26 protein-coding genes are annotated in these 22817 nt (G+C 62.8%); all 26 read left to right on the top strand.

The window, feature by feature from the left end; translation table 11 throughout:
- Positions 1-196 precede the first annotated feature (196 nt).
- The 26 genes from rpoB (at position 197) to rpmD (ending at position 22814) form a co-directional block, all read left to right on the top strand.
- The gene (rpoB, locus tag K5K93_RS08785) at positions 197-4351 is read left to right on the top strand and encodes a DNA-directed RNA polymerase subunit beta (protein WP_025879346.1); all 4155 of its coding nucleotides are present in this window, start codon (positions 197-199) and stop codon (positions 4349-4351) included.
- Between the two features lie 89 nt (positions 4352-4440).
- Positions 4441-8682: a DNA-directed RNA polymerase subunit beta' gene (rpoC, locus tag K5K93_RS08780; protein ID WP_093821425.1), complete on the top strand. Its 4242-nt coding sequence runs from the start codon at positions 4441-4443 to the stop codon at positions 8680-8682.
- Positions 8683-9078: 396 nt separating this feature from the next.
- Complete coding sequence (gene rpsL / locus K5K93_RS08775) at positions 9079-9453, top strand: 30S ribosomal protein S12 (RefSeq protein ID WP_025879344.1); 375 nt, start codon at positions 9079-9081, stop codon at positions 9451-9453.
- 12 nt (positions 9454-9465) lie between these two features.
- On the top strand, positions 9466-9933 hold the full coding sequence (gene rpsG, locus K5K93_RS08770; protein WP_025879343.1) for a 30S ribosomal protein S7: 468 nt from the start codon (positions 9466-9468) through the stop codon (positions 9931-9933).
- Between the two features lie 136 nt (positions 9934-10069).
- Complete coding sequence (gene fusA / locus K5K93_RS08765; protein WP_093821427.1) at positions 10070-12211, top strand: elongation factor G; 2142 nt, start codon at positions 10070-10072, stop codon at positions 12209-12211.
- A gap of 51 nt (positions 12212-12262) precedes the next feature.
- The gene (gene tuf / locus K5K93_RS08760; RefSeq protein ID WP_117309620.1) at positions 12263-13453 is read left to right on the top strand and encodes an elongation factor Tu; all 1191 of its coding nucleotides are present in this window, start codon (positions 12263-12265) and stop codon (positions 13451-13453) included.
- A gap of 333 nt (positions 13454-13786) precedes the next feature.
- Positions 13787-14098, top strand: a complete 312-nt coding sequence (rpsJ, locus tag K5K93_RS08755; RefSeq protein WP_010341589.1) for a 30S ribosomal protein S10 — start codon at positions 13787-13789, stop codon at positions 14096-14098.
- An 11-nt stretch (positions 14099-14109) separates the two neighbouring features.
- Entirely contained in the window at positions 14110-14760 is a 651-nt protein-coding gene (rplC, locus tag K5K93_RS08750; protein WP_059066096.1) for a 50S ribosomal protein L3, read from the top strand.
- A 12-nt stretch (positions 14761-14772) separates the two neighbouring features.
- The gene (gene rplD / locus K5K93_RS08745) at positions 14773-15378 is read left to right on the top strand and encodes a 50S ribosomal protein L4 (protein WP_049470486.1); all 606 of its coding nucleotides are present in this window, start codon (positions 14773-14775) and stop codon (positions 15376-15378) included.
- Complete coding sequence (gene rplW / locus K5K93_RS08740) at positions 15375-15674, top strand: 50S ribosomal protein L23 (RefSeq protein WP_049470489.1); 300 nt, start codon at positions 15375-15377, stop codon at positions 15672-15674. The genes rplD and rplW overlap by 4 nt, the downstream gene beginning before the upstream one ends.
- A 10-nt stretch (positions 15675-15684) precedes the next feature.
- Positions 15685-16512, top strand: coding sequence for a 50S ribosomal protein L2 (gene rplB / locus K5K93_RS08735; RefSeq protein ID WP_049470491.1), 828 nt, complete (start codon positions 15685-15687; stop codon positions 16510-16512).
- A 6-nt stretch (positions 16513-16518) separates the two neighbouring features.
- The gene (gene rpsS, locus K5K93_RS08730) at positions 16519-16788 is read left to right on the top strand and encodes a 30S ribosomal protein S19 (RefSeq protein ID WP_004145340.1); all 270 of its coding nucleotides are present in this window, start codon (positions 16519-16521) and stop codon (positions 16786-16788) included.
- Between the two features lie 12 nt (positions 16789-16800).
- Positions 16801-17136, top strand: a complete 336-nt coding sequence (gene rplV / locus K5K93_RS08725; RefSeq protein WP_004145348.1) for a 50S ribosomal protein L22 — start codon at positions 16801-16803, stop codon at positions 17134-17136.
- 18 nt (positions 17137-17154) lie between these two features.
- Positions 17155-17889, top strand: a complete 735-nt coding sequence (gene rpsC, locus K5K93_RS08720; RefSeq protein WP_004145350.1) for a 30S ribosomal protein S3 — start codon at positions 17155-17157, stop codon at positions 17887-17889.
- Between the two features lie 5 nt (positions 17890-17894).
- Positions 17895-18308 carry a 50S ribosomal protein L16 gene (rplP, locus tag K5K93_RS08715; RefSeq protein WP_025879305.1) on the top strand — a complete coding sequence of 138 codons (414 nt, stop codon included), beginning with the start codon at positions 17895-17897 and terminating at the stop codon, positions 18306-18308.
- Positions 18308-18493 carry a 50S ribosomal protein L29 gene (rpmC, locus tag K5K93_RS08710; RefSeq protein ID WP_025879306.1) on the top strand — a complete coding sequence of 62 codons (186 nt, stop codon included), beginning with the start codon at positions 18308-18310 and terminating at the stop codon, positions 18491-18493. The genes rplP and rpmC overlap by 1 nt, the downstream gene beginning before the upstream one ends.
- A gap of 11 nt (positions 18494-18504) precedes the next feature.
- Complete coding sequence (rpsQ, locus tag K5K93_RS08705) at positions 18505-18774, top strand: 30S ribosomal protein S17 (RefSeq protein ID WP_004145355.1); 270 nt, start codon at positions 18505-18507, stop codon at positions 18772-18774.
- Between the two features lie 12 nt (positions 18775-18786).
- A complete protein-coding gene (gene rplN / locus K5K93_RS08700) occupies positions 18787-19155 on the top strand; it encodes a 50S ribosomal protein L14 (RefSeq protein ID WP_010483978.1) in 369 nt (122 codons plus the stop codon).
- A gap of 16 nt (positions 19156-19171) precedes the next feature.
- The gene (gene rplX / locus K5K93_RS08695; protein ID WP_004145359.1) at positions 19172-19489 is read left to right on the top strand and encodes a 50S ribosomal protein L24; all 318 of its coding nucleotides are present in this window, start codon (positions 19172-19174) and stop codon (positions 19487-19489) included.
- A gap of 11 nt (positions 19490-19500) precedes the next feature.
- Positions 19501-20043, top strand: a complete 543-nt coding sequence (rplE, locus tag K5K93_RS08690; protein ID WP_049470496.1) for a 50S ribosomal protein L5 — start codon at positions 19501-19503, stop codon at positions 20041-20043.
- An 18-nt stretch (positions 20044-20061) separates the two neighbouring features.
- Positions 20062-20367 (top strand): 30S ribosomal protein S14, encoded by a 306-nt coding sequence (gene rpsN, locus K5K93_RS08685; RefSeq protein WP_049470498.1) that lies wholly within the window; start codon positions 20062-20064, stop codon positions 20365-20367.
- Between the two features lie 232 nt (positions 20368-20599).
- Positions 20600-20998, top strand: coding sequence for a 30S ribosomal protein S8 (rpsH, locus tag K5K93_RS08680; protein WP_025879311.1), 399 nt, complete (start codon positions 20600-20602; stop codon positions 20996-20998).
- A 17-nt stretch (positions 20999-21015) separates the two neighbouring features.
- Positions 21016-21540: a 50S ribosomal protein L6 gene (gene rplF, locus K5K93_RS08675; protein ID WP_049470500.1), complete on the top strand. Its 525-nt coding sequence runs from the start codon at positions 21016-21018 to the stop codon at positions 21538-21540.
- A 32-nt stretch (positions 21541-21572) separates the two neighbouring features.
- Positions 21573-21926: a 50S ribosomal protein L18 gene (gene rplR / locus K5K93_RS08670; protein WP_049470503.1), complete on the top strand. Its 354-nt coding sequence runs from the start codon at positions 21573-21575 to the stop codon at positions 21924-21926.
- 161 nt (positions 21927-22087) lie between these two features.
- On the top strand, positions 22088-22630 hold the full coding sequence (gene rpsE, locus K5K93_RS08665; RefSeq protein WP_049470506.1) for a 30S ribosomal protein S5: 543 nt from the start codon (positions 22088-22090) through the stop codon (positions 22628-22630).
- Positions 22623-22814 (top strand): 50S ribosomal protein L30, encoded by a 192-nt coding sequence (gene rpmD, locus K5K93_RS08660; RefSeq protein WP_004145412.1) that lies wholly within the window; start codon positions 22623-22625, stop codon positions 22812-22814. Before rpsE ends, rpmD begins: the two co-directional genes overlap by 8 nt.
- Positions 22815-22817: the final 3 nt, after the last annotated feature.

Below are 22817 nucleotides of genomic sequence, written 5' to 3'. Positions count from 1 at the left end.
CCAACACGGGCTGCGGTCAAACCCTGGTCGACCAGCGCAACGCGCGGCGGCGGGGGAGTGGATGCAGACGAGTTGGCAGTTGGAAGTAGCGGGAGAAGGCGTGCTGGTGCCGGCAATACCAGCGACTTCCAACTGACAATTTCAAGTTCCCTTCGGGTCGTGGGCGCACGACCCGCACAACAAGGTGGAAGACCTCATGACGTCCTATTCGTTCACCGAAAAAAAGCGTATCCGCAAGGATTTCGGCAAGCAGCGTTCGATTCTCGAAGTGCCGTTCCTGCTCGCCATCCAGGTGGATTCCTACCGTGAATTCCTGCAGGAAAACGTCGATCCGGCCAAGCGCACGGACCACGGCCTGCACGCTGCACTGAAGTCGGTCTTCCCGATCGCCAGCTACAGCGGCAATGCTGCCCTGGAATACGTCGGCTACAAGCTGGGCGATCCGGTCTTCGACGAGCGTGAGTGCCGTCAGCGTGGCATGAGCTACGGTGCGCCGCTGCGCGTGACCGTGCGCCTGGTGATCTACGACCGCGAGTCGTCGACCAAGGCCATCAAGTACGTGAAGGAGCAGGAGGTCTACCTCGGCGAAATCCCGCTGATGACCGACAACGGCACCTTCATCGTCAACGGCACCGAGCGTGTCATCGTCTCGCAGCTGCACCGCTCGCCGGGCGTGTTCTTCGACCACGATCGTGGCAAGACCCACAGCTCGGGCAAGCTGCTGTACAGCGCCCGCATCATTCCTTACCGCGGTTCCTGGCTGGACTTCGAGTTCGACCCGAAGGACGCGCTGTTCACCCGTATCGACCGTCGCCGCAAGCTGCCGGTGTCGATCCTGCTGCGCGCGCTTGGCTACAGCAACGAAGAGATGCTGGCCGAGTTCTTCGAGATCAACACCTTCCACATCAACCCGGATGAAGGCGTCCAGCTGGAGCTGGTGCCCGAGCGCCTGCGCGGCGAAACCCTGGGCTTCGACCTCGCCGACGGCGACAAGGTCATCGTGGAAGCCGGCAAGCGCATCACCGCGCGCCACATCAAGCAGCTGGAAGCCTCGGGCATCGCCGCCCTGGCCGTGCCGGACGATTACATCGTCGGCCGCATCCTGTCGCACGACGTGGTCGATGCCTCCACCGGCGAACTGCTGGCGCAGGCCAACGACGAAATCACCGACGAACAGCTGCAGGCCTTCCGCAAGGCCGGCGTCGATGCCGTGGGCACCCTGTGGGTGAACGACCTGGATCGTGGCCCGTACCTGTCCAACACCCTGCGCATCGATCCGACCAAGACCCAGCTGGAAGCCCTGGTCGAGATCTACCGCATGATGCGTCCGGGCGAGCCGCCGACCAAGGATGCCGCGCAGAACCTGTTCCACAACCTGTTCTTCACCTTCGAGCGCTACGACCTGTCCGCAGTCGGCCGCATGAAGTTCAACCGTCGCGTGGGCCGCAAGGAAACCACCGGCGAAGCCGTGTTGTACGACCGCAAGTACTACGGCGAGCGCAACGACGAGGAGTCCAAGCGCCTGGTTGCCGCACACGGCGACAGCTCGGACATCCTGGACGTGATCAAGGTCCTGACCGAGATCCGCAACGGTCGCGGCGTGGTCGATGACATCGATCACCTGGGCAACCGTCGCGTGCGTTCGGTCGGTGAAATGGCCGAGAACGTGTTCCGCGTGGGCCTGGTCCGCGTCGAGCGCGCGGTCAAGGAACGCCTGTCGATGGCCGAGTCGGAGGGCCTGACCCCGCAGGAACTGATCAACGCCAAGCCGGTGGCTGCGGCGATCAAGGAATTCTTCGGCTCCTCGCAGCTGTCGCAGTTCATGGATCAGAACAACCCGCTGTCGGAAGTCACGCACAAGCGTCGCGTCTCGGCCCTGGGCCCGGGTGGCCTGACCCGTGAGCGCGCCGGCTTCGAAGTGCGCGACGTGCACCCGACCCATTACGGCCGCGTCTGCACCATCGAAACGCCGGAAGGCCCGAACATCGGCCTGATCAACTCGCTGGCCGTGTACGCCCGCACCAACCAGTACGGTTTCCTCGAGACCCCGTACCGCAAGGTCGTGGACGGCAAGGTCTTCGACGAAGTCGAGTTCCTGTCGGCCATCGAGGAAAACGAGTACGTCATCGCCCAGGCCAACGCCCTGACCGATGCCAACAGCGTGCTGACCGAGCAGTTCGTCCCCTGCCGTTACCAGGGCGAATCGCTGCTGAAGCCGCCGGCGGAAGTCCACTTCATGGACGTCTCGCCGATGCAGACCGTGTCGATCGCGGCCGCGCTGGTTCCGTTCCTGGAGCACGATGACGCCAACCGCGCACTGATGGGCGCCAACATGCAGCGTCAGGCCGTGCCGACCCTGCGTGCGCAGAAGCCGCTGGTCGGTACCGGCATCGAGCGCGCCGTGGCGCGTGACTCGGGCGTGACCGTGAACGCCCGTCGTGGTGGTGAGATCGTGCAGATCGACGCCGCCCGCATCGTGGTCAAGGTCAACGAAGCCGAGATCACCGACGCCTCCGACGCCGGCGTGGACATCTACAACCTGATCAAGTACACCCGCTCCAACCAGAACACCTGCATCAACCAGCGTCCGCTGGTGGAAGTGGGCAACGTGGTGGCGCGTGGCGACGTGCTGGCCGATGGTCCGTCCACCGACATCGGTGAACTGGCCCTGGGCCAGAACATGCTGATCGCCTTCATGCCGTGGAACGGCTACAACTTCGAAGACTCCATCCTGCTCTCCGAGCGCGTGGTGGAAGAGGATCGCTACACCACGATCCACATCGAAGAGCTGACCTGCGTTGCGCGTGACACCAAGCTGGGGCCGGAGGAAATCTCGGCCGACATCCCGAACGTTTCCGAGCAGGCGCTGAACCGCCTGGACGAGAGCGGCGTGGTGTACATCGGCGCCGAAGTCCGCGCCGGCGACATCATGGTCGGCAAGGTCACCCCGAAGGGCGAAAGCCAGCTGACCCCGGAAGAGAAGCTGCTGCGCGCGATCTTCGGCGAGAAGGCTTCGGACGTGAAGGACAGCTCGCTGCGCGTGCCGCCGGGCATGGACGGCACCGTCATCGACGTGCAGGTCTTCACCCGCGACGGCATCGAGAAGGACAAGCGCGCCCGTCAGATCGAAGAGTCTGAAATCAAGCGCGTCAAGAAGGACTTCGACGACCAGTTCCGCATCCTGGAAGCGGCCATCTATGCCCGTCTGCGTTCGCAGATCGTCGGCAAGGTGGTCAACGGTGGCGCCGGCCTGAAGAAGGGCGATGTCATCTCCGACGCCTACCTGGATGGCCTGAAGAAGGCCGACTGGTTCGTGCTGCGCATGAAGGACGAGGACGCCGCCGAAGCCATCGAACGCGCACAGAAGCAGATCCAGGCGCACGAGAAGGAATTCGAGCGTCGCTTCGCCGACAAGCGCGGCAAGATCACCGCAGGCGACGACCTCGCCCCGGGCGTGCTGAAGATGGTCAAGGTGTTCCTGGCAGTGAAGCGCCGCATCCAGCCGGGCGACAAGATGGCAGGCCGCCACGGCAACAAGGGTGTGGTGTCCAACGTGGTGCCGGTCGAGGACATGCCGTACATGGCCTCGGGCGAAACCGTGGACATCGTGCTGAACCCGCTGGGCGTGCCGTCGCGCATGAACATCGGGCAGATCCTGGAAGTGCACCTGGGCTGGGCCGCCAAGGGTCTGGGTCGCAAGATCCAGGCAATGCTGGAAGCCCAGGCCGCGGTCGCCGACCTGCGCAAGTTCCTGGACGACATCTACAACCACGATGACACCAACGTGGCCAACCGTGTCGACCTGTCGCAGTTCAGCGACGAGGAGCTGCTGCGCCTGGCCCGCAACCTGTTCGACGGCGTGCCGATGGCAACGCCGGTGTTCGACGGTGCCACCGAAGCGGAAATCAAGCGCATGCTGGAACTGGCCGACCTGCCGAGCAGTGGCCAGACCCAGCTGTATGACGGCCGCACCGGTGAAGCCTTCGATCGCCACACCACCGTTGGCTACATGCACTACCTGAAGCTGAACCACCTGGTCGACGACAAGATGCATGCCCGTTCGACCGGTCCGTACTCGCTCGTCACCCAGCAGCCGCTGGGCGGCAAGGCGCAGTTCGGCGGCCAGCGCTTCGGTGAAATGGAAGTCTGGGCGCTGGAAGCCTACGGCGCGGCCTACACCCTGCAGGAAATGCTGACGGTGAAGTCCGATGACGTGCAGGGCCGCAACCAGATGTACAAGAACATCGTCGACGGTGAGCACGAGATGGTCGCGGGCATGCCGGAATCCTTCAACGTCCTGGTGAAGGAAATCCGCTCGCTGGCCATCAACATGGAACTGGAAGACAACTGATCCATGCCGGCGCGGCGGCCACCGCCGCCGCGCCGCTGGCAGTGAACTGAAAGCCCATCGACACAGCATTCCTCCTTCTGGAGAACACCATGAAAGACCTGCTCAACCTCTTCAACCAGCAGCGCCAGACGCTGGACTTCGACGCGATCAAGATCGCGCTGGCTTCGCCGGACCTGATCCGTTCGTGGTCCTTCGGCGAAGTGAAGAAGCCGGAAACCATCAACTACCGTACCTTCAAGCCGGAACGTGACGGCCTGTTCTGCGCCGCCATCTTCGGGCCGGTCAAGGACTATGAGTGCCTGTGCGGCAAGTACAAGCGCATGAAGCACCGCGGCGTGGTCTGCGAGAAGTGCGGCACCGAAGTGACCCTGGCCAAGGTGCGCCGTGAGCGCATGGGCCACATCGACCTGGCGTCGCCGGTCGCGCACATCTGGTTCCTGAAGTCGCTGCCGTCGCGCATCGGCCTGATGCTGGACATGACCCTGCGCGACATCGAGCGCGTGCTGTACTTCGAAGCCTACGTGGTGACCGAGCCGGGCCTGACCGCCCTGGAACGCCGCCAGCTGCTGACCGAAGAACAGTACCTGCAGGCCCGCCAGGAACATGGCGACGATTTCGACGCCGCCATGGGCGCCGAGGCCGTGTACGAGCTGCTGCGTACCATCGACCTGCAGTCGGAGATGACCCGCCTGCGCGAAGAGATCGCCAGCACCGGTTCGGAAACCAAGCTCAAGCGACTGACCAAGCGCATCAAGCTGATCGAAGCCTTCCTGGAATCGGGCAACCGTCCGGAGTGGATGGTCATGACCGTGCTGCCGGTGCTGCCGCCGGACCTGCGTCCGCTGGTTCCGCTGGATGGCGGCCGCTTCGCGACCTCCGATCTGAACGACCTGTACCGCCGCGTCATCAACCGCAACAACCGCCTGCGCCGCCTGCTCGAACTGAGCGCGCCGGACATCATCGTGCGCAATGAAAAGCGCATGCTGCAGGAATCGGTCGATGCGCTGCTGGACAACGGCCGTCGCGGCCGTGCCATCACCGGCACCAACAAGCGCCCGCTGAAGTCGCTGGCCGACATGATCAAGGGCAAGCAGGGTCGCTTCCGCCAGAACCTGCTCGGCAAGCGCGTGGACTACTCGGGCCGTTCGGTCATCGTGGTCGGTCCGTACCTGCGCCTGCACCAGTGCGGCCTGCCGAAGAAGATGGCGCTCGAACTGTTCAAGCCGTTCGTGTTCGCCAAGCTGCAGCGTCGTGGCCTGGCCACCACCATCAAGGCCGCCAAGAAGCTGGTCGAGCGCGAAGAAGCCGAAGTCTGGGACATCCTGGAAGAGGTCATCCGCGAGCATCCGGTGATGCTGAACCGTGCGCCGACCCTGCACCGCCTGGGCATCCAGGCCTTCGAGCCGGTCCTGATCGAAGGCAAGGCCATCCAGCTGCACCCGCTGGTCTGCACCGCGTTCAACGCCGACTTCGACGGTGACCAGATGGCCGTCCACGTGCCGCTCTCGCTGGAAGCCCAGCTGGAAGCGCGTGCGCTGATGATGTCCACCAACAACATCCTGTCGCCGGCCAACGGCGAGCCGATCATCGTGCCGTCGCAGGACGTCGTGCTGGGTCTGTACTACATGACCCGCTCGCTGGAAAACAAGAAGGGCGAGGGCATGGCCTTCGCCAACATCGCCGAAGTCAAGCGCGCCTACGACAACCGCGTGGTGGAACTGCACGCACGCGTCAAGGTCCGCATCACCGAGGTGGTGACCGACGAAGAAGGCAACAAGCAGAACAAGACCTCGATCGTGGACACCACGATCGGTCGCGCCCTGCTGGCTGAAATCCTGCCGGAAGGCCTGCCGTTCGCGCTGGCCAACACCGAGCTGACCAAGAAGAACATCAGCCGCCTGATCAACTCCAGCTACCGCCAGCTGGGTCTGAAGGACACGGTCGTGTTCGCCGACAAGCTGATGTACACCGGCTTCGCCTACGCGACCCGCGCCGGCGTCTCGATCGGCATCGACGACATGCTGATCCCGGACGAGAAGAAGGGCATCCTCACCGAGGCCGAAGCTGAAGTGCTGGAAATCCAGGAGCAGTACCAGTCGGGCCTGGTCACCGCCGGCGAGCGCTACAACAAGGTGGTCGACATCTGGTCGCGCACCAATGAGCGCATCGCCAAGGCGATGATGGACACCATCGGTACCGAGAAGGTCATCAATGCCAAGGGCGAGACCATCGACCAGAAGTCGATGAACTCCCTGTACATCATGGCCGACTCCGGTGCACGAGGCAGCCAGGCGCAGATCCGTCAGCTGGCCGGCATGCGTGGCCTGATGGCCCGTCCCGATGGCTCGATCATCGAGACGCCCATCAAGGCGAACTTCCGCGAAGGCCTGAACGTGCAGGAGTACTTCAACTCCACCCACGGTGCCCGTAAGGGTCTGGCCGATACCGCGCTGAAGACCGCGAACTCGGGTTACCTGACCCGTCGTCTGGTCGACGTGGCGCAGGACGTGGTGATCACCGAGGTGGATTGCGGTACCACCGAAGGCCTGATCATGACCCCGATCGTGGAAGGCGGCGATGTGGTCGAGCCGCTGAAGGACCGCGTGCTGGGTCGCGTGGTTGCCGAGGACGTGTTCCTGCCGGGCAACGACGAAGATCCGATCGTCACCCGCAACACCCTGCTCGACGAAGCCTGGGTCGCCAAGCTGGAAGACGCCGGCGTGCAGAGCATCAAGGTGCGTTCGACGATCTCGTGCGAATCGGCCTTCGGTGTCTGCGGTCGCTGCTACGGCCGCGATCTGGCCCGTGGCCACCTGGTCAACATCGGTGAAGCGGTCGGCGTCATCGCCGCCCAGTCCATCGGTGAGCCGGGTACCCAGCTGACCATGCGTACGTTCCACATCGGTGGTGCGGCGTCGCGAGCTGCTGCGGTCGACAACATCACCGTCAAGACCACCGGCTCGGTCAAGTTCAGCAACCTCAAGTCGGTCGAGCACGCCAATGGCTCGCTGGTGGCAGTGTCGCGCTCGGGCGAAATCTCGGTGCTCGATGCCCACGGTCGTGAGCGTGAGCGTTACAAGCTGCCGTACGGTGCGACCATCACCTCCAAGGATGGTGATTCGATCAAGGCTGGCCAGACCGTGGCCAACTGGGATCCGCATAACCACCCGATCGTGTCGGAAGTGGCCGGCTTCATCCGCTTCATTGACTTCGTCGACGGCATCACCGTCATCGAGAAGACCGATGAGCTGACCGGCCTGGCTTCGCGCGAGATCACCGACCCGAAGCGCCGCGGCGCCCAGGCCAAGGATCTGCGCCCGATCGTCCGCATCGTCGATGGCAAGGGCAACGACCTGTCGATTCCGGGCACCGACCTGCCGGCGCAGTACCTGCTGCCGCCGCGCTCGATCGTCAACCTGCAGGACGGCGCTGCCGTCGGCGTGGGTGACGTGGTTGCCAAGATCCCGCAGGAAGCGTCCAAGACCCGCGACATCACCGGTGGTCTGCCGCGCGTGGCCGATCTGTTCGAAGCGCGCAAGCCAAAGGATCCGGCCGTGCTGGCCGAGCGTTCGGGCATCATCAGCTTCGGCAAGGACACCAAGGGCAAGCAGCGCCTGATCATCAAGGACACCGATGGTTCGGAGCACGAAGAGCTGATTCCGAAGTACCGTCAGGTCATCGTGTTCGAAGGTGAGCACGTGACCAAGGGCGAAACCATCGTCGACGGCGAGCCGAGCCCGCAGGACATCCTGCGTCTGCTGGGTGTCGAGCCGCTGGCCGCCTACCTGGTCAAGGAAATCCAGGACGTGTACCGCCTGCAGGGCGTGAAGATCAACGACAAGCACATCGAGGTGATCACCCGCCAGATGCTGCGCAAGGTCGAGATCACCGATCAGGGCAGCAGCAAGTTCCTGAACGGCGAACAGGTCGAGCGCCAGCGCGTCATCGAGGAAAATGCTCGCCTCACCGCCCGTAACGAGCTGATCGCCCGTTTCGACCCGGTGCTGCTGGGCATCACCAAGGCTTCGCTGGCAACCGAGTCGTTCATTTCGGCCGCTTCCTTCCAGGAAACCACCCGCGTGCTGACCGAGGCTGCCGTCCGCGGCACCAAGGACAACCTGCGCGGCCTGAAGGAGAACGTGATTGTCGGCCGTCTGATCCCGGCCGGTACCGGCCTGACCTACCACGCCAACCGCCGCCGCAATGCGAGCGGGCTGACGGACTCGGAAATGCAGACCCTGGCCGGCACCCCGGCAGCTGCAGCCGCCGTGGCCGTGGCAGCACCGGAAGTGGTGGTGGAGTCGACCGACGCAGAGCAGGCCGAGGATTGATCGGTGGGTCCGGCTTCGGCCGGACCGCGATCGGGCAGGGGCCCGGCCATCGGCCGGACCCTGCTGGATGTCCCGGCTCCGTGCCGGGCACGTATCACGCAGGACCCGCTTCGGCGGGATCTGCACTCGAGGGCGCAGGCCGCTGGTCTGTTCGCCGTCGATGAGGTAGGATGCCGCCCCGGCCCAGCGATGGGTCGGGCGACAACCTGAACGGGGGGCATGGAGAAGGCTCCCCTGTAACGGCCCTGGATCAGGGCTGGCTTGGCGCGTGCGCATTTGACCGCGTTTTCGTCAAGTTGCTACAATCGTCTGTCTCAGCAGGCCGGTTTTTCGCCTGCTCGCACATATCCGCATTCATGGCCGGTTTTTTTCGGCCTCTCTCAGAAGAACATACTGATGGCGACGATCAATCAGCTTGTCCGCAAGCCGCGGCAGGCAACCACTTATAAGAGCGCCTCGCCGGCTCTCGAAAAGTGCCCCCAGCGCCGTGGCGTCTGCACGCGCGTTTACACCACTACTCCGAAGAAGCCGAACTCGGCCCTTCGCAAGGTTGCCAAGGTTCGCCTGACCAACCAGGAAGAAGTGATTTCCTACATCGGCGGTGAAGGTCACAACCTGCAGGAGCACTCCGTGGTCCTGATCCGTGGCGGTCGCGTCAAGGATCTGCCGGGTGTGCGTTACCACACCGTTCGTGGTTCGCTGGACGCCTCCGGCGTTGCCAAGCGTCGCCAGGGCCGTTCCAAGTACGGCGCCAAGCGTCCGAAGAGCTAAGGGAAAGCACACATGTCTCGTAAAGGTAATACGCCGCAGCGCGCAGTCCTGCCGGATCCGAAGCACGGAAGCGAAACCATCGCCCGTTTCATCAACATGGTGATGCTGAGCGGCAAGAAGTCGGTCGCTGAGAAGATCGTCTATGGCGCCATGGACGTGATCGGTGAGAAGAACCCGAATTCCGTCGAGCTGGTTCAGAAGGCTCTGGAAAACGTGGCTCCGTCGGTCGAAGTCAAGTCGCGTCGTGTCGGTGGTGCCACCTACCAGGTGCCGGTCGAAGTGCGCGCCTCGCGCAAGATGGCGCTGGCCATGCGTTGGCTGATCGACTCCGCGCGCAAGCGTGGTGAGAACACCATGCCGAAGAAGCTGGCCGCTGAACTGATCGATGCCTCGGAAAACCGCGGCGGCGCCATCAAGAAGCGCGAAGAAACCCACCGCATGGCCGAAGCCAACAAGGCATTCGCCCACTACCGCTGGTGAGTTTGACGGCCTTGTAAAACAGGCAGGGCAGCACCATCTCGGTGCTGCCTCGCGGCCCCAGAAGGGCTGCGCCAATCCGAAGGCCGCCGAAAGGCGGCGTTCGGCCATCCGAATTCCAAGAAATTGAGAGGCTCCCGTGGCCCGTTCCACTCCCATCGAGCGTTACCGCAACTTCGGCATCATGGCTCACATCGATGCCGGCAAGACCACCACGTCCGAGCGCATCCTGTTCTACACCGGCAAGAGCCACAAGATCGGCGAAGTGCATGACGGCGCCGCCACCATGGACTGGATGGAGCAGGAGCAGGAGCGTGGCATCACGATCCAGTCCGCTGCCACCACCGCGTTCTGGAAGGGCATGGACAAGTCCCTGCCGGAGCACCGCTTCAACATCATCGACACCCCCGGGCACGTCGACTTCACCATCGAAGTGGAGCGCTCGCTGCGCGTGCTCGACGGTGCGGTGTTCGTGCTGTGCGCCGTCGGTGGTGTGCAGCCGCAGTCGGAAACCGTGTGGCGCCAGGCCAACCGCTACAAGGTGCCGCGCATCGCGTTCGTCAACAAGATGGACCGCACCGGTGCCAACTTCTACAAGGTCCGCGACCAGCTGAAGGCCAAGCTCGGCGCTGTCGCCGTGCCGATGCAGCTGCCGATCGGCGCTGAAGAAGGCTTCAAGGGCGTTGTCGACCTGCTGAAGATGAAGGCCATCCATTGGGACGAAGCTTCCCAGGGCATGAAGTTCGAGTACGGCGACATCCCGGCCGACCTGCAGGAAAAGGCTGAAGAAGCCCGTACCTTCATGATCGAAGCCGCGGCCGAAGCCAACGAAGAGCTGATGGAAAAGTACCTGGGCGGCGAAGAGCTGGCCGAGGCTGAAATCATCAACGCGCTGCGCATCCGTACGCTGGCCACCGAGATCGTGCCGATGTTCTGCGGCTCGGCGTTCAAGAACAAGGGCGTGCAGGCCATGCTCGACGGCGTGGTGCAGCTGCTGCCGTCGCCGGTCGACGTGCCGGACGTGACCGGTACCGATGTTGACGACGAAACCAAGGAAATGAGCCGCAAGTCCGACGACAAGGCTCCGTTCTCGTCGCTGGCCTTCAAGATCATCACCGACCCGTTCGTCGGCGCACTGACCTTCTTCCGCGTGTACTCGGGCACCCTGAACGGTGGCGACACCGTGCTGAACTCGGTCAAGGGCAAGAAGGAGCGCATCGGCCGCATCCTGCAGATGCACTCGAACAACCGCGAGGAAATCAAGGAAGTTCTGGCCGGTGACATCGCTGCTGCCGTGGGCCTGAAGGACACCACCACCGGTGACACCCTGTGCTCCATCGACCAGCCGATCATCCTGGAGCGCATGACGTTCCCGGAGCCGGTGATCTCGATGGCTGTCGAGCCGAAGACCAAGTCGGACCAGGAGAAGATGGGCCTGGCCCTGGGTCGCCTGGCCCAGGAAGATCCGTCGTTCCGCGTCAAGACCGACGAAGAATCCGGCCAGACCATCATCTCGGGCATGGGCGAGCTGCACCTGGACATCATCGTCGACCGCCTGAAGCGCGAGTTCAACGTTGAAGCCAACGTCGGCGCGCCGCAGGTGGCTTACCGCGAAACCATCACCCTGGCCGACGTCAAGTCGGACTACAAGCACGCCAAGCAGTCCGGTGGTAAGGGTCAGTACGGTCACGTCGTGATCGAACTGTCGCCGCTGACCGCTGCCGACCGTGCCGATGCCAAGCTGGCCCCGGCGATCAAGGACGACTTCCTGTTCGTCAACGACATCACCGGCGGCGTGATCCCGAAGGAATTCATTCCTTCGATCGAAAAGGGCCTGCGCGAAACCATCACCAGCGGTCCGCTGGCTGGCTTCCCGGTCGTGGACGTCAAGGTCAAGCTGGTGTTCGGTTCGTACCACGACGTCGACTCCTCGGAAATGGCGTTCAAGCTGGCTTCGTCGATGGCCTTCAAGCAGGGCTTCGCCAAGGCCAAGCCGGTGCTGCTGGAGCCGATCATGAAGGTCGAGATCGTGACCCCGGAGGATTACCAGGGTGACGTGATGGGCGACGTCAGCCGTCGTCGCGGCGTGCTGCAGGGTTCCGACACCACCGGTGACGGTTCGGCCAGCATCATCAACGCGATGATCCCGCTGGGTGAAATGTTCGGCTACGCCACTGCGCTGCGTTCGCAGACCCAGGGCCGCGCCACCTTCACCATGGAATTCGACCATTACGAGCCGGCGCCGAACAACATCGCCGAAGCCGTCATGAAGAAGGGCTGAGCCTCGCTCAGCCTCTCCTGAAAACCACTTACATAATCAAGGTATAGAACAATGGCAAAGGGTAAGTTCGAGCGCACCAAGCCGCACGTCAACGTCGGCACCATCGGTCACGTCGATCACGGCAAGACCACGCTGACCGCCGCACTGACCAAGATCGGTGCCGAGCGCTTCGGTGGCGAGTTCAAGGATTACTCCGCGATCGACGCCGCGCCGGAAGAAAAGGCACGTGGCATCACGATCTCGACCGCGCACGTCGAATACGAATCCACCACCCGTCACTACGCCCACGTCGACTGCCCGGGCCATGCTGACTACGTCAAGAACATGATCACCGGTGCTGCCCAGATGGACGGCGCGATCCTGGTGTGCTCGGCCGCTGACGGCCCGATGCCGCAGACCCGCGAGCACATCCTGCTGTCGCGTCAGGTCGGCGTGCCGTACATCGTCGTGTTCCTGAACAAGGCCGACATGGTTGACGATGCCGAGCTGCTGGAACTGGTCGAAATGGAAGTCCGCGAGCTGCTGAGCAAGTACGATTTCCCGGGCGACGACACCCCGATCATCTCGGGTTCGGCCCGCCTGGCGCTGGAAGGCGACCAGAGCGACATCGGCGTGCCGGCCGTCATCAAGCTGGTCGAGGCGCTGGACACCTGGATCCCGACCCCGGAGCGTGACGTCGACAAGGCATTCCTGATGCCGGTCGAAGACGTGTTCTCGATCTCGGGTCGCGGCACCGTGGTGACCGGTCGTATCGAGCGCGGCGTGATCAAGGTCGGCGAAGAAATCGAAATCGTCGGCATCCGTCCGGTGCAGAAGACCACCGTGACCGGCGTGGAAATGTTCCGCAAGCTGCTGGACCAGGGCCAGGCAGGCGACAACGCCGGTCTGCTGCTGCGCGGCACCAAGCGTGACGACGTCGAGCGTGGCCAGGTTCTGGCCAAGCCGGGTTCGATCAAGCCGCACACCAAGTTCGACGCCGAAGTGTACGTGCTGTCGAAGGACGAGGGCGGCCGTCACACCCCGTTCTTCAAGGGCTACCGTCCGCAGTTCTACTTCCGCACCACCGACATCACCGGTGCGGTCGAGCTGCCGGAAGGCGTCGAGATGGTGATGCCGGGCGACAACGTGAAGATGGTTGTCACCCTGATCAACCCGGTCGCCATGGACGCCGGCCTGCGCTTCGCCATCCGCGAAGGTGGCCGTACCGTCGGTGCTGGCGTGGTTGCCACCATCCTCGAGTAATCTGCTAGACTCTGCGCCCCGATGTTGCCTGGGTAGGGCATCGGGGCGTATCAAAACGGGAAAGTAGGCACAGGATGTGCCTTGTGTTCCCCGGACCAGGAAGGGTCAATGCCATTCAGGCGGCGTCAACAGGAGACTGTTGACAGCTGCCTTGCGTGCCATTATGCTTCTCCGTCTGGGCAGGCCGGGTAACGGGTCTGCCTACGTTTTTGGGGTCTACGGATTGACCTTGTCGGCCTGCGGGAATGCGGGCCGTCTGTATTCAGGGATTTCATGGGGCAAAGCAACCCAGAGGCTTTGTCTGTCGCTCTTTTAACGAAGGAACCTACCGCCATGGCGGACCAAAAGATCCGGATCCGGCTGAAAGCGTTCGATCATCGTCTGATCGACCGTTCGGCCAGCGAGATCGTTGAGACGGCCAAGCGGACCGGCGCGCAAGTGCGTGGCCCGATCCCGCTGCCGACCAAGATCGAGCGTTACACCATCCTCGTCTCCCCGCACGTCGACAAGGACGCGCGTGACCAGTACGAGACCCGCACGCACAAGCGCGTGCTCGATATCGTTGACCCGAATGACAAGACCGTGGACGCGCTGATGAAGCTCGAACTGGCTGCCGGCGTCGACGTTCAGATCAAGCTGACCTGAGGACTACGACCATGACGAAGAAGTATTCGTTGGGCTTCGTGGGCCGCAAGGCTGGCATGAGCCGCGTGTTCACCGAAGATGGCCGTTCCATCCCGGTGACCCTGATCGAAGCAACCCCGAACCGCATCGCGCAGATCAAGACCGTCGAAACTGACGGCTACAGCGCCGTGCAGGTGACCGTCGGCGCGCGTCGCGCTGCCCTGGTCAACAAGCCGGAAGCCGGCCACTTCGCCAAGGCGAAGGTGGAAGCGGGTCGTGGCCTGTGGGAATTCCGCGTTGAAGACGCCCAGCTCGGCGATTTCGCCGTCGGTGGCGAAGTCAAGGCGGACATCTTTGAAGTCGGCCAGATCGTCGACGTCCAGGGTGTCACCAAGGGTAAGGGCTTCCAGGGCACCATCAAGCGCTACAACTTCCGTATGGGTGACGCTACCCACGGCAACTCGCTGTCGCATCGCGCGCCGGGTTCGCTGGGTCAGCGCCAGACGCCCGGTCGCGTGTTCCCGGGCAAGAAGATGTCCGGTCACATGGGCTCGGTGCAGCAGAGCACCCAGAACCTGGAAGTTGTCAAGGTCGACGTCGAACGCGGTCTGATCGCGGTTCGCGGCGCCGTTCCGGGCGCGGCGGGTGGCGACGTGATCGTCCGTCCGGCGAGCAAGGCATAAGGAGAGATGACGATGGAACTCGTTATCACGGGTAGCAACAACAAGGTCTCGGTCTCCGACGCCGTGTTCGGTCGCGATTTCAGCGAAGATCTGGTCCACCAGGTCGTCGTTGCTTACCGCAACGCCGGTCGCGCCGGCACCAAGGCGCAGAAGACTCGCTCCGAAGTGGCAGGTACCACCAAGAAGTCGAAGAAGCAGAAGGGCGGCGGCGCGCGTCATGGCGCACTGACGGCTCCGATCTTCGTCGGCGGCGGTGTCACCTTCGCGGCAAAGCCGCGCAGCTTCGAGCAGAAGGTCAATCGTAAGCAGTACCGTGCCGCCATGTGCGCGATCCTGTCCGAGCTGAACCGTCAGGGCCGTCTGACCATCGTGGAGTCCTTCGATGTCGAAGCGACCAACACGAAGGGTCTGATCGCCAAGCTGGCCGGCCTGGAAGTGGGCAAGCGCCCGCTGATCGTCACTGAGGAAGCCTCCGAGCACCTGTACCTGTCCGCCCGTAATCTGCCGTATGTGCAGGTGCGTGACGTGCAGGGTCTGGACCCGGTGTCGCTGGTCGGTGCCGACACGGTCGTCATCACCGCTGACGCGGTCAAGAAGGTCGAGGAGTGGCTGGCATGAACAGCAACGAAAAAATCTTCAGCGTGCTGCGTGCCCCGCGTGTCTCCGAAAAGACCGCGCGCCTGCAGGAACTCTCCAACCAGTACGTCTTCGAAATTTCGAACGAAGCCACCAAAGCCGATGTAAAGGCCGCGGTTGAGCAGCTGTTCGACGTCAAGGTCGAAGCTGTCAACGTGGTCAACGTCAAGGGCAAGAACAAGTCCTTCCGTAACCGTGCTGGCCGCCGCGGCGATTGGCGCAAGGCGTACGTTCGCCTGGCCGACGGCCAGTCGATCGATGTAACGGCCAAGGCCTGAGGTACATCCCATGCCATTGATGAAATTCAAGCCCACCTCCCCCGGCCGCCGTTCGGCCGTGCGCGTGGTCACTCCCGACCTGCACAAGGGTGCTCCGCACGCCGCGCTGGTCGAGTCGCAGAGCCGCTCGGGTGGTCGTAACCACCACGGTCGCATCACCGTGCGTCACGTCGGTGGTGGCGCCAAGCAGCACTACCGCCTGATTGACTTCAAGCGCAACAAGCTGGGCATCCCGGCGCGCGTGGAACGCATCGAATACGATCCGAACCGCACCGCCCACATCGCCCTGCTGTGCTATGTCGACGGCGAGCGTCGCTACATCATCGCCCCGAAGGGTCTGAAGGCTGGTGATCAGGTGATCGCCGGTTCGGATGCCCCGATCAAGGCGGGCAACACCCTGCCGCTGCGCAACATCCCGGTCGGTACCACCATCCACTGCATCGAGCTGAAGCCGGGCAAGGGCGCTCAGATCGCCCGCGCTGCAGGTGCTGCCGTGCAGCTGGTTGCTCGTGAAGGCATCTACGCCACCCTGCGCCTGCGCTCGGGTGAAATGCGCAAGGTTCCGGTCGAGTGCTGCGCGACCATCGGCGAAGTCGGCAACGACGAGCACAGCCTGGAAAAGCTGGGCAAGGCCGGTGCCAAGCGTTGGCGCGGTGTCCGCCCGACCGTTCGTGGTGCTGCCATGAACCCGGTTGACCACCCGCACGGTGGTGGTGAGGCGAAGGCCGGCCAGGGTAATCCGCATCCGGTCACCCCGTGGGGTGTTCCGACCAAGGGTTACAAGACGCGCCATAACAAGCGCACTCAGCAGTTCATCGTCCGCGATCGTAGGGGCTAATCGACCATGGCACGTTCACTCAAGAAGGGCCCGTTTGTCGATCACCACCTGGTTGCTAAGGTGGCTGCCGCTGCGGGTAGCAAGCGTCCGATCAAGACCTGGTCGCGTCGTTCGATGATCCTGCCTGACATGGTAGGCGTCACCATTGCCGTGCATAACGGCAAGAACCACATCCCGGTTCTCGTCAACGAGAACATGGTCGGCCACAAGCTCGGCGAATTTGCCATCACCCGGACCTTCAAGGGTCACGGTGGTGACAAGAAGTCGGGCAAGTAAGGAGAGATGACAATGGAAGCGAAAGCCATCCTGCGCACCGCGCGCATCTCCCCGCAGAAGGCACGTCTGGTCGCTGACCAGGTGCGCGGTCTGCCGGCCGAGCGTGCCGTCAACCTGCTGAAGTTCTCGGACAAGAAGGCTGCCCACCTGATCAAGAAGGTGGTGGAGTCGGCTATTGCAAATGCCGAGAACAACCAGGGCGCCGACGTCGACGAGCTGAAGGTTCAGACCATCATGGTAGATGAGGGTCCGACCCTGAAGCGTTTCATGGCGCGGGCGAAAGGCCGCGGTACCCGCATCCTCAAGCGCACCAGCCACATCACTGTGGTTGTGGGCGCCGCCAAGTAAGCGGATAAGGAAAAGACCATGGGTCATAAAGTTCATCCGATTGGTATCCGCCTCGGCATTTCCAAGGACTGGAACTCCAAGTGGTACGCCAACAAGGCCGAGTTCGCTGGTTACCTGGCAGCCGACCTGAAAGTGCGCGAAATGCTGCGCAAGAAGCTGGCCCAGGCCGGCATCAGCAAGATCCTGATCGAGCGTCCGGCCAAGACCGCTCGCGTGACGATCCACACCGCCCGTCCGGGCGTGGTGATCGGCAAGCGCGGTGAGGACATCGAGAAGCTGCGCAAGGAAGTGAGCGAGATGATGGGCGTCCCGGCGCACATCAACGTCACCGAAGTGCGCAAGCCGGAACTGGACGCGCAGCTCGTTGCCGAGTCGATCGCCCAGCAGCTGGAGCGTCGCATCATGTTCCGCCGTGCAATGAAGCGCTCGGTCGGCAATGCGATGCGCCTGGGTGCCCTGGGCATCAAGGTCAACGTCGGTGGCCGCCTCAACGGTGCAGAAATCGCCCGTTCGGAGTGGTACCGCGAAGGCCGCGTGCCGCTGCACACCCTGCGTGCCGACATCGACTATGGCTTCGCTGAAGCCAAGACGACCTACGGCATCATCGGCATCAAGGTCTGGATCTACAAGGGCGAGGTCTTCGATTTCTCCCAGGTTGGCCAGGAAAAGCAGGACGACACCCCGTCGCGCAACGATCGTCATGATCGCGGCGACCGCGGTGACCGTCAGCGCCCGGCTCGTGAAGCGAGGTAACGACAATGTTGCAACCCAAGCGAACCAAGTACCGCAAGGTGCACAAGGGCCGTAACGAAGGCCTCAGCTGGAGCGCAAACGCTGTCAGCTTTGGCGAATACGGCCTGAAGGCAACCGCCCACGGTCAGCTGACCGCGCGTCAGATCGAAGCGGCTCGCCGCTCGATCAGCCGCTACGTCAAGCGCGGCGGCAAGATGTGGATCCGAGTGTTCCCCGACAAGCCCATCACCAAGAAGCCCATCGAAGTTCGAATGGGTTCCGGTAAGGGCAACGTGGAATACTGGGTGGCCCAGATCCAGCCCGGCCGCATGATCTATGAAATCGAGGGTGTTACCGAGGAAGTGGCACGCGAGGCGTTCCGCCTGGCCGCGGCCAAGCTCTCGGTCACCACCACTTTCGTGACCCGGACGGTGCGCTGATGGATATCAAAACTCTCCGTGAAAAGTCGGCTGACGACCTCAAGGCCCACCTGATCGACCTGCGTAAGGAACAGTTCTCTGTCCGTATGCAGCAGGTCACCGGCCAGCTGCCGAAGACACACGACATCCGCCGGGTCCGTCGCGAGATTGCTCGCGTCAAGACTCTGCTCGGCAGCACGAAGTAAGGATGGCCGCTATGAGCGACAATACTGAAAACAAGGCGCTGCGCACGGTCGAAGGCCGTGTCGTCAGCAACAAGATGGACAAGACGGTTACCGTCCTGGTTGAGCGTCAGGTCAAGCACGCGCTGTACGGCAAGTACATCAAGCGTTCGACGAAGCTGCACGCCCACGATGCCGACAACGCCTGCAAGGAAGGCGATGTCGTCCGCGTGACCGAGATTGCTCCGATGTCCAAGACCAAGAACTGGCGCGTGGTGGAAGTCATCACGCGTGCGGCTGAATAAGGAGTCTGAATCATGATCCAGATGCAGAGCTACCTTGACGTCGCGGACAACTCTGGTGCCAAGCAGGTGATGTGCTTCAAGGTGCTGGGTGGTTCCAAGCGCCGTTACGCCGGCATCGGCGACATCATCAAGGTCACCGTGAAGGATGCGATCCCGCGCGGCAAGGTCAAGAAGGGCGAAGTGTATGACGCCGTCGTGGTGCGTACCCGCAAGGGTGTGCGTCGCGCCGACGGCTCGCTGATCCGCTTCGACGGCAACGCTGCCGTTCTGCTTAACAACAAGCAGGAGCCGATCGGTACCCGTATCTTCGGGCCGGTGACTCGTGAACTTCGCTCGGAGAAGTTCATGAAGATCGTCTCGCTCGCTCCCGAAGTGCTGTGAGCGACAGGAGATAATCATGGCTAACCGTATCAAGAAGGGCGACCAGGTTGTCGTCAACGCCGGCAAGGACAAGGGTAAGCAGGGCGAAATCGTCCGCGTCGACGGCGACCGTGTGGTCGTCGCCAACGTGAACATCGTCAAGCGCCACACCAAGCCGAACCCGCAGGCAGGTGTTGCCGGCGGCGTGGTCGAGCGTGAAGCGTCGATCCATATCTCCAACGTGAATGTGCTGAACCCGGCTTCGGGCAAGGGCGAACGCGTTGGCTTCAAGGTGCTGGAGGATGGACGCAAACTGCGTGTGTTCCGCTCCAGCGGTGAGGCGCTTGACGCCTGAGGAATGAGAAGATGACTTCCCGTCTCGAAAAGTTTTACAAGGAAGAAGTGGTGCCGGCGCTGATGAAGCAGTTCGGCTACACCAATTCGATGGAAGTGCCGAAGCTCGTCAAGGTCACCCTGAACATGGGTGTCGGCGAAGCGGCCACCAACAAGAAGATCCTGGAAAACGCCGTCGGCGACATGACCAAGATTTCCGGCCAGAAGCCGGTTGTCACCAAGTCGCGTATCTCGGTTGCGTCGTTCAAGATCCGTGATGGTTGGCCGATTGGTTGCAAGACCACGCTGCGTCGCCACAAGATGTACGAGTTCCTGGACCGCCTGATCAACATCTCGCTGCCGCGCGTGCGCGACTTCCGTGGTGTTTCCGGTCGTTCCTTCGACGGTCGCGGCAACTTCAACATGGGTGTGAAGGAACAGATCATCTTCCCGGAAATCGACTTCGACGCTGTCGACGCGATCCGCGGCATGGATATCGCCATCACCACCACTGCGAAGACCGACGCGGAAGCGAAGGCGCTGCTGGCAGCGTTCAAGTTCCCGTTCCGTAACTGATTCGTCGAGGAAACCGAAATGGCAAAGACCTCCATGGTCAACCGCGACATCAAGCGGGAAAAGCTGGCCAAGAAGTACGCTGACAAGCGTGCGGCTCTGAAGAAGATCGTGTCCTCGGTGGACGCGAGCTACGAAGAGAAGATCGACGCCGCAACCAAGCTGGCCAAGCTGCCGCGCGATTCGTCGCCGAGCCGCCAGCGCAACCGTTGCGAACTGTCGGGCCGTCCGCGTGGCGTCTACAGCAAGTTCGGCCTGGGCCGCAACAAGCTGCGCGAAGCCACCATGCGTGGTGACGTTCCGGGCCTGCGCAAGGCCAGCTGGTAATCCCAGCCGGTCCTGCCGGCGAGGGCTCCCCCGGGGCCTTCGCAGCCGGGGAGGGGGGCGTTCAGCTTTCCCTCTGCAAAAAACCCGAAGAGCCCGACGCAAGTCGGGCTCTTTTGGCGTATACTCCCGCGTCTTGCCCTGCGCGAAGACGTAAGGGGAGGGGGCCTGGCCCGTTTCCAGGAGACAACAGATTTTCGCGAAAGCGGATATCGGTGCACTCAAAGGTACTCATATGAGCATGACTGATCCCATCGCCGACCTGCTGGTCCGCATCAAGAATGCGGCAGCGGTGGGCAAGCAGACGGTGAAAGCCCCGTCGTCCAAGATCAAGGTAGCGATCGCCCAGGTCCTGAAGGACGAGGGTTACATCGCCGACCTGCGCGTGACCGCGCTCGAGAACAACAAGTCCGAGCTGGAAATCGTGCTGAAGTATTTCGAAGGCAAGCCGGTCATCGCGACCCTGAAGCGCTTCTCGCGTTCGGGCCTGCGCCAGTACCGCGGCAAGAGCGAACTGCCGAAGGTCATGAACGGCCTGGGTATTTCCATCATTTCCACCTCCAAGGGCATCATGACTGATGCGCAGGCGCGCCAGCTGGGCGTCGGCGGCGAAGTCCTGTGCTTCGTGGCCTAAGGCGAAAGGAGTAGACCATGTCCCGCGTAGCCAAGAAGCCGATCGACCTGGGTAAGGTTGAACTGAACGTCCAGAACGACAACGTCACCGCCAAGGGCCCGAAGGGCACCCTGTCGCTGGCCAAGCCGGCTGGTATCAACATCAATGTCGAGAACGGCGTTGCCACCCTGAGCACCGACAACGTGGATCTGATCCCGCTGACCGGTACCGTCCGCGCCATCCTGTCCAACATGGTCAAGGGTGTTTCCGAAGGCTTCGAGCGCAAGCTGGAGCTGGTCGGCGTGGGTTACCGTGCCGCCATGCAGGGCAAGGACCTCAGCCTGTCGCTGGGCTTCTCGCACCCGGTTGTGTTCGTGGCGCCGGAAGGCATCACCATCACCACCCCGACCCAGACCGAAATCCTGGTGCAGGGCGCTGACAAGCAGGCCGTCGGCGAAGCTGCCGCCAAGATCCGTGCGTTCCGCAAGCCGGAACCGTACAAGGGCAAGGGCGTGAAGTACTCCGACGAAGTCATCATTCGCAAGGAAGCCAAGAAGGCCTAATTAGGACCTTCCGCTTTCCAGGGAAAAAGATCATGAACAAGAACATCGCCCGCCTGCGTCGCGCCAAGTCGACCCGTGCCCACATCCGTGAGCTCGGCGTTGCACGCCTGTCGGTGCTGCGCACCGGCCAGCATCTGTACGCGCAGGTCTTCACCGCTGACGGCTCGAAGGTGCTGGCTGCCGCCAACACCACCCAGGCCGACGTCAAGGACGGCCTGAAGAACGGCAAGAACGCTGATGCCGCTGCCAAGGTTGGCCGCATCGTCGCTGAGCGCGCCAAGGCCGCCGGCGTCGAGAAGGTTGCCTTCGATCGTTCGGGTTACCGTTACCACGGCCGCATCAAGGCCCTGGCTGACGCTGCCCGCGAAGCCGGCCTGCAGTTCTAAGGGATAAGGGCAGGGGGCTTGATGCCCCCTGTCCGCCTGCTCGCCAGCCTGAGTGAGGCTGGGCGGCGCCGCTCTTCTGCAGCGGCCCACCGCAACAACGCACCACTTCACAACCATAAGCGGCTTCGAGCCGTACATAACCCAACAACCAAGGAATAAACATGGCAGAAGAACGTCAGCAGCGGGGTCGTGATCGCGACCGTAACCGCGAAGAGAAAGTCGACGACGGCATGATCGAAAAGCTGGTCGCGGTCAACCGCGTCAGCAAGACCGTGAAGGGTGGCCGTCAGTTCACCTTCACCGCCCTGACTGTCGTCGGTGACGGCGAAGGCAAGGTCGGTTTCGGTTATGGCAAGGCCCGCGAAGTGCCGGTCGCCATCCAGAAGTCGATGGAGCAGGCTCGCAAGAACCTGGTCACCGTTGACCTGAACAACGGCACCCTGTGGCACACCATCAAGGATGGTCACGGCGCAGCGCGCGTGTTCATGCAGCCGGCTTCCGAAGGTACCGGCGTCATCGCCGGTGGTGCCATGCGCGCCGTCCTGGAAGCGGTTGGCGTGAAGAACGTGCTGGCCAAGGCCACCGGTTCGCGCAACCCGATCAACCTGGTGCGTGCCACCGTGAAGGGCCTGACTGCAGCGCAGTCGCCGGCTCGCATCGCGGCCAAGCGCGGCAAGAAGGTGGAGGAACTCAACCATGGCTAATGAGTCCAACAAGACTGTGAAGGTGCGCCTGGTGCGTGGCCTGCGTGGTGCTCAGTCGCGTCACCGCCTGTCGGTGCGTGCCCTGGGCCTGAACAAGCTCAACGATGTCCGTGAACTGAAGGACAGCCCGCAGGTTCGCGGTCTGATCAACACCGTTCACTACCTCGTCAAGGTTGAGGAGTAATCG

This window comes from Stenotrophomonas sp. DR822, assembly GCF_019793815.1.
Classification (GTDB): domain Bacteria; phylum Pseudomonadota; class Gammaproteobacteria; order Xanthomonadales; family Xanthomonadaceae; genus Stenotrophomonas; species Stenotrophomonas indicatrix.
Note: the sequence above shows the minus strand (reverse complement) of the source record. Positions and strands in the feature narration are given on the sequence as shown.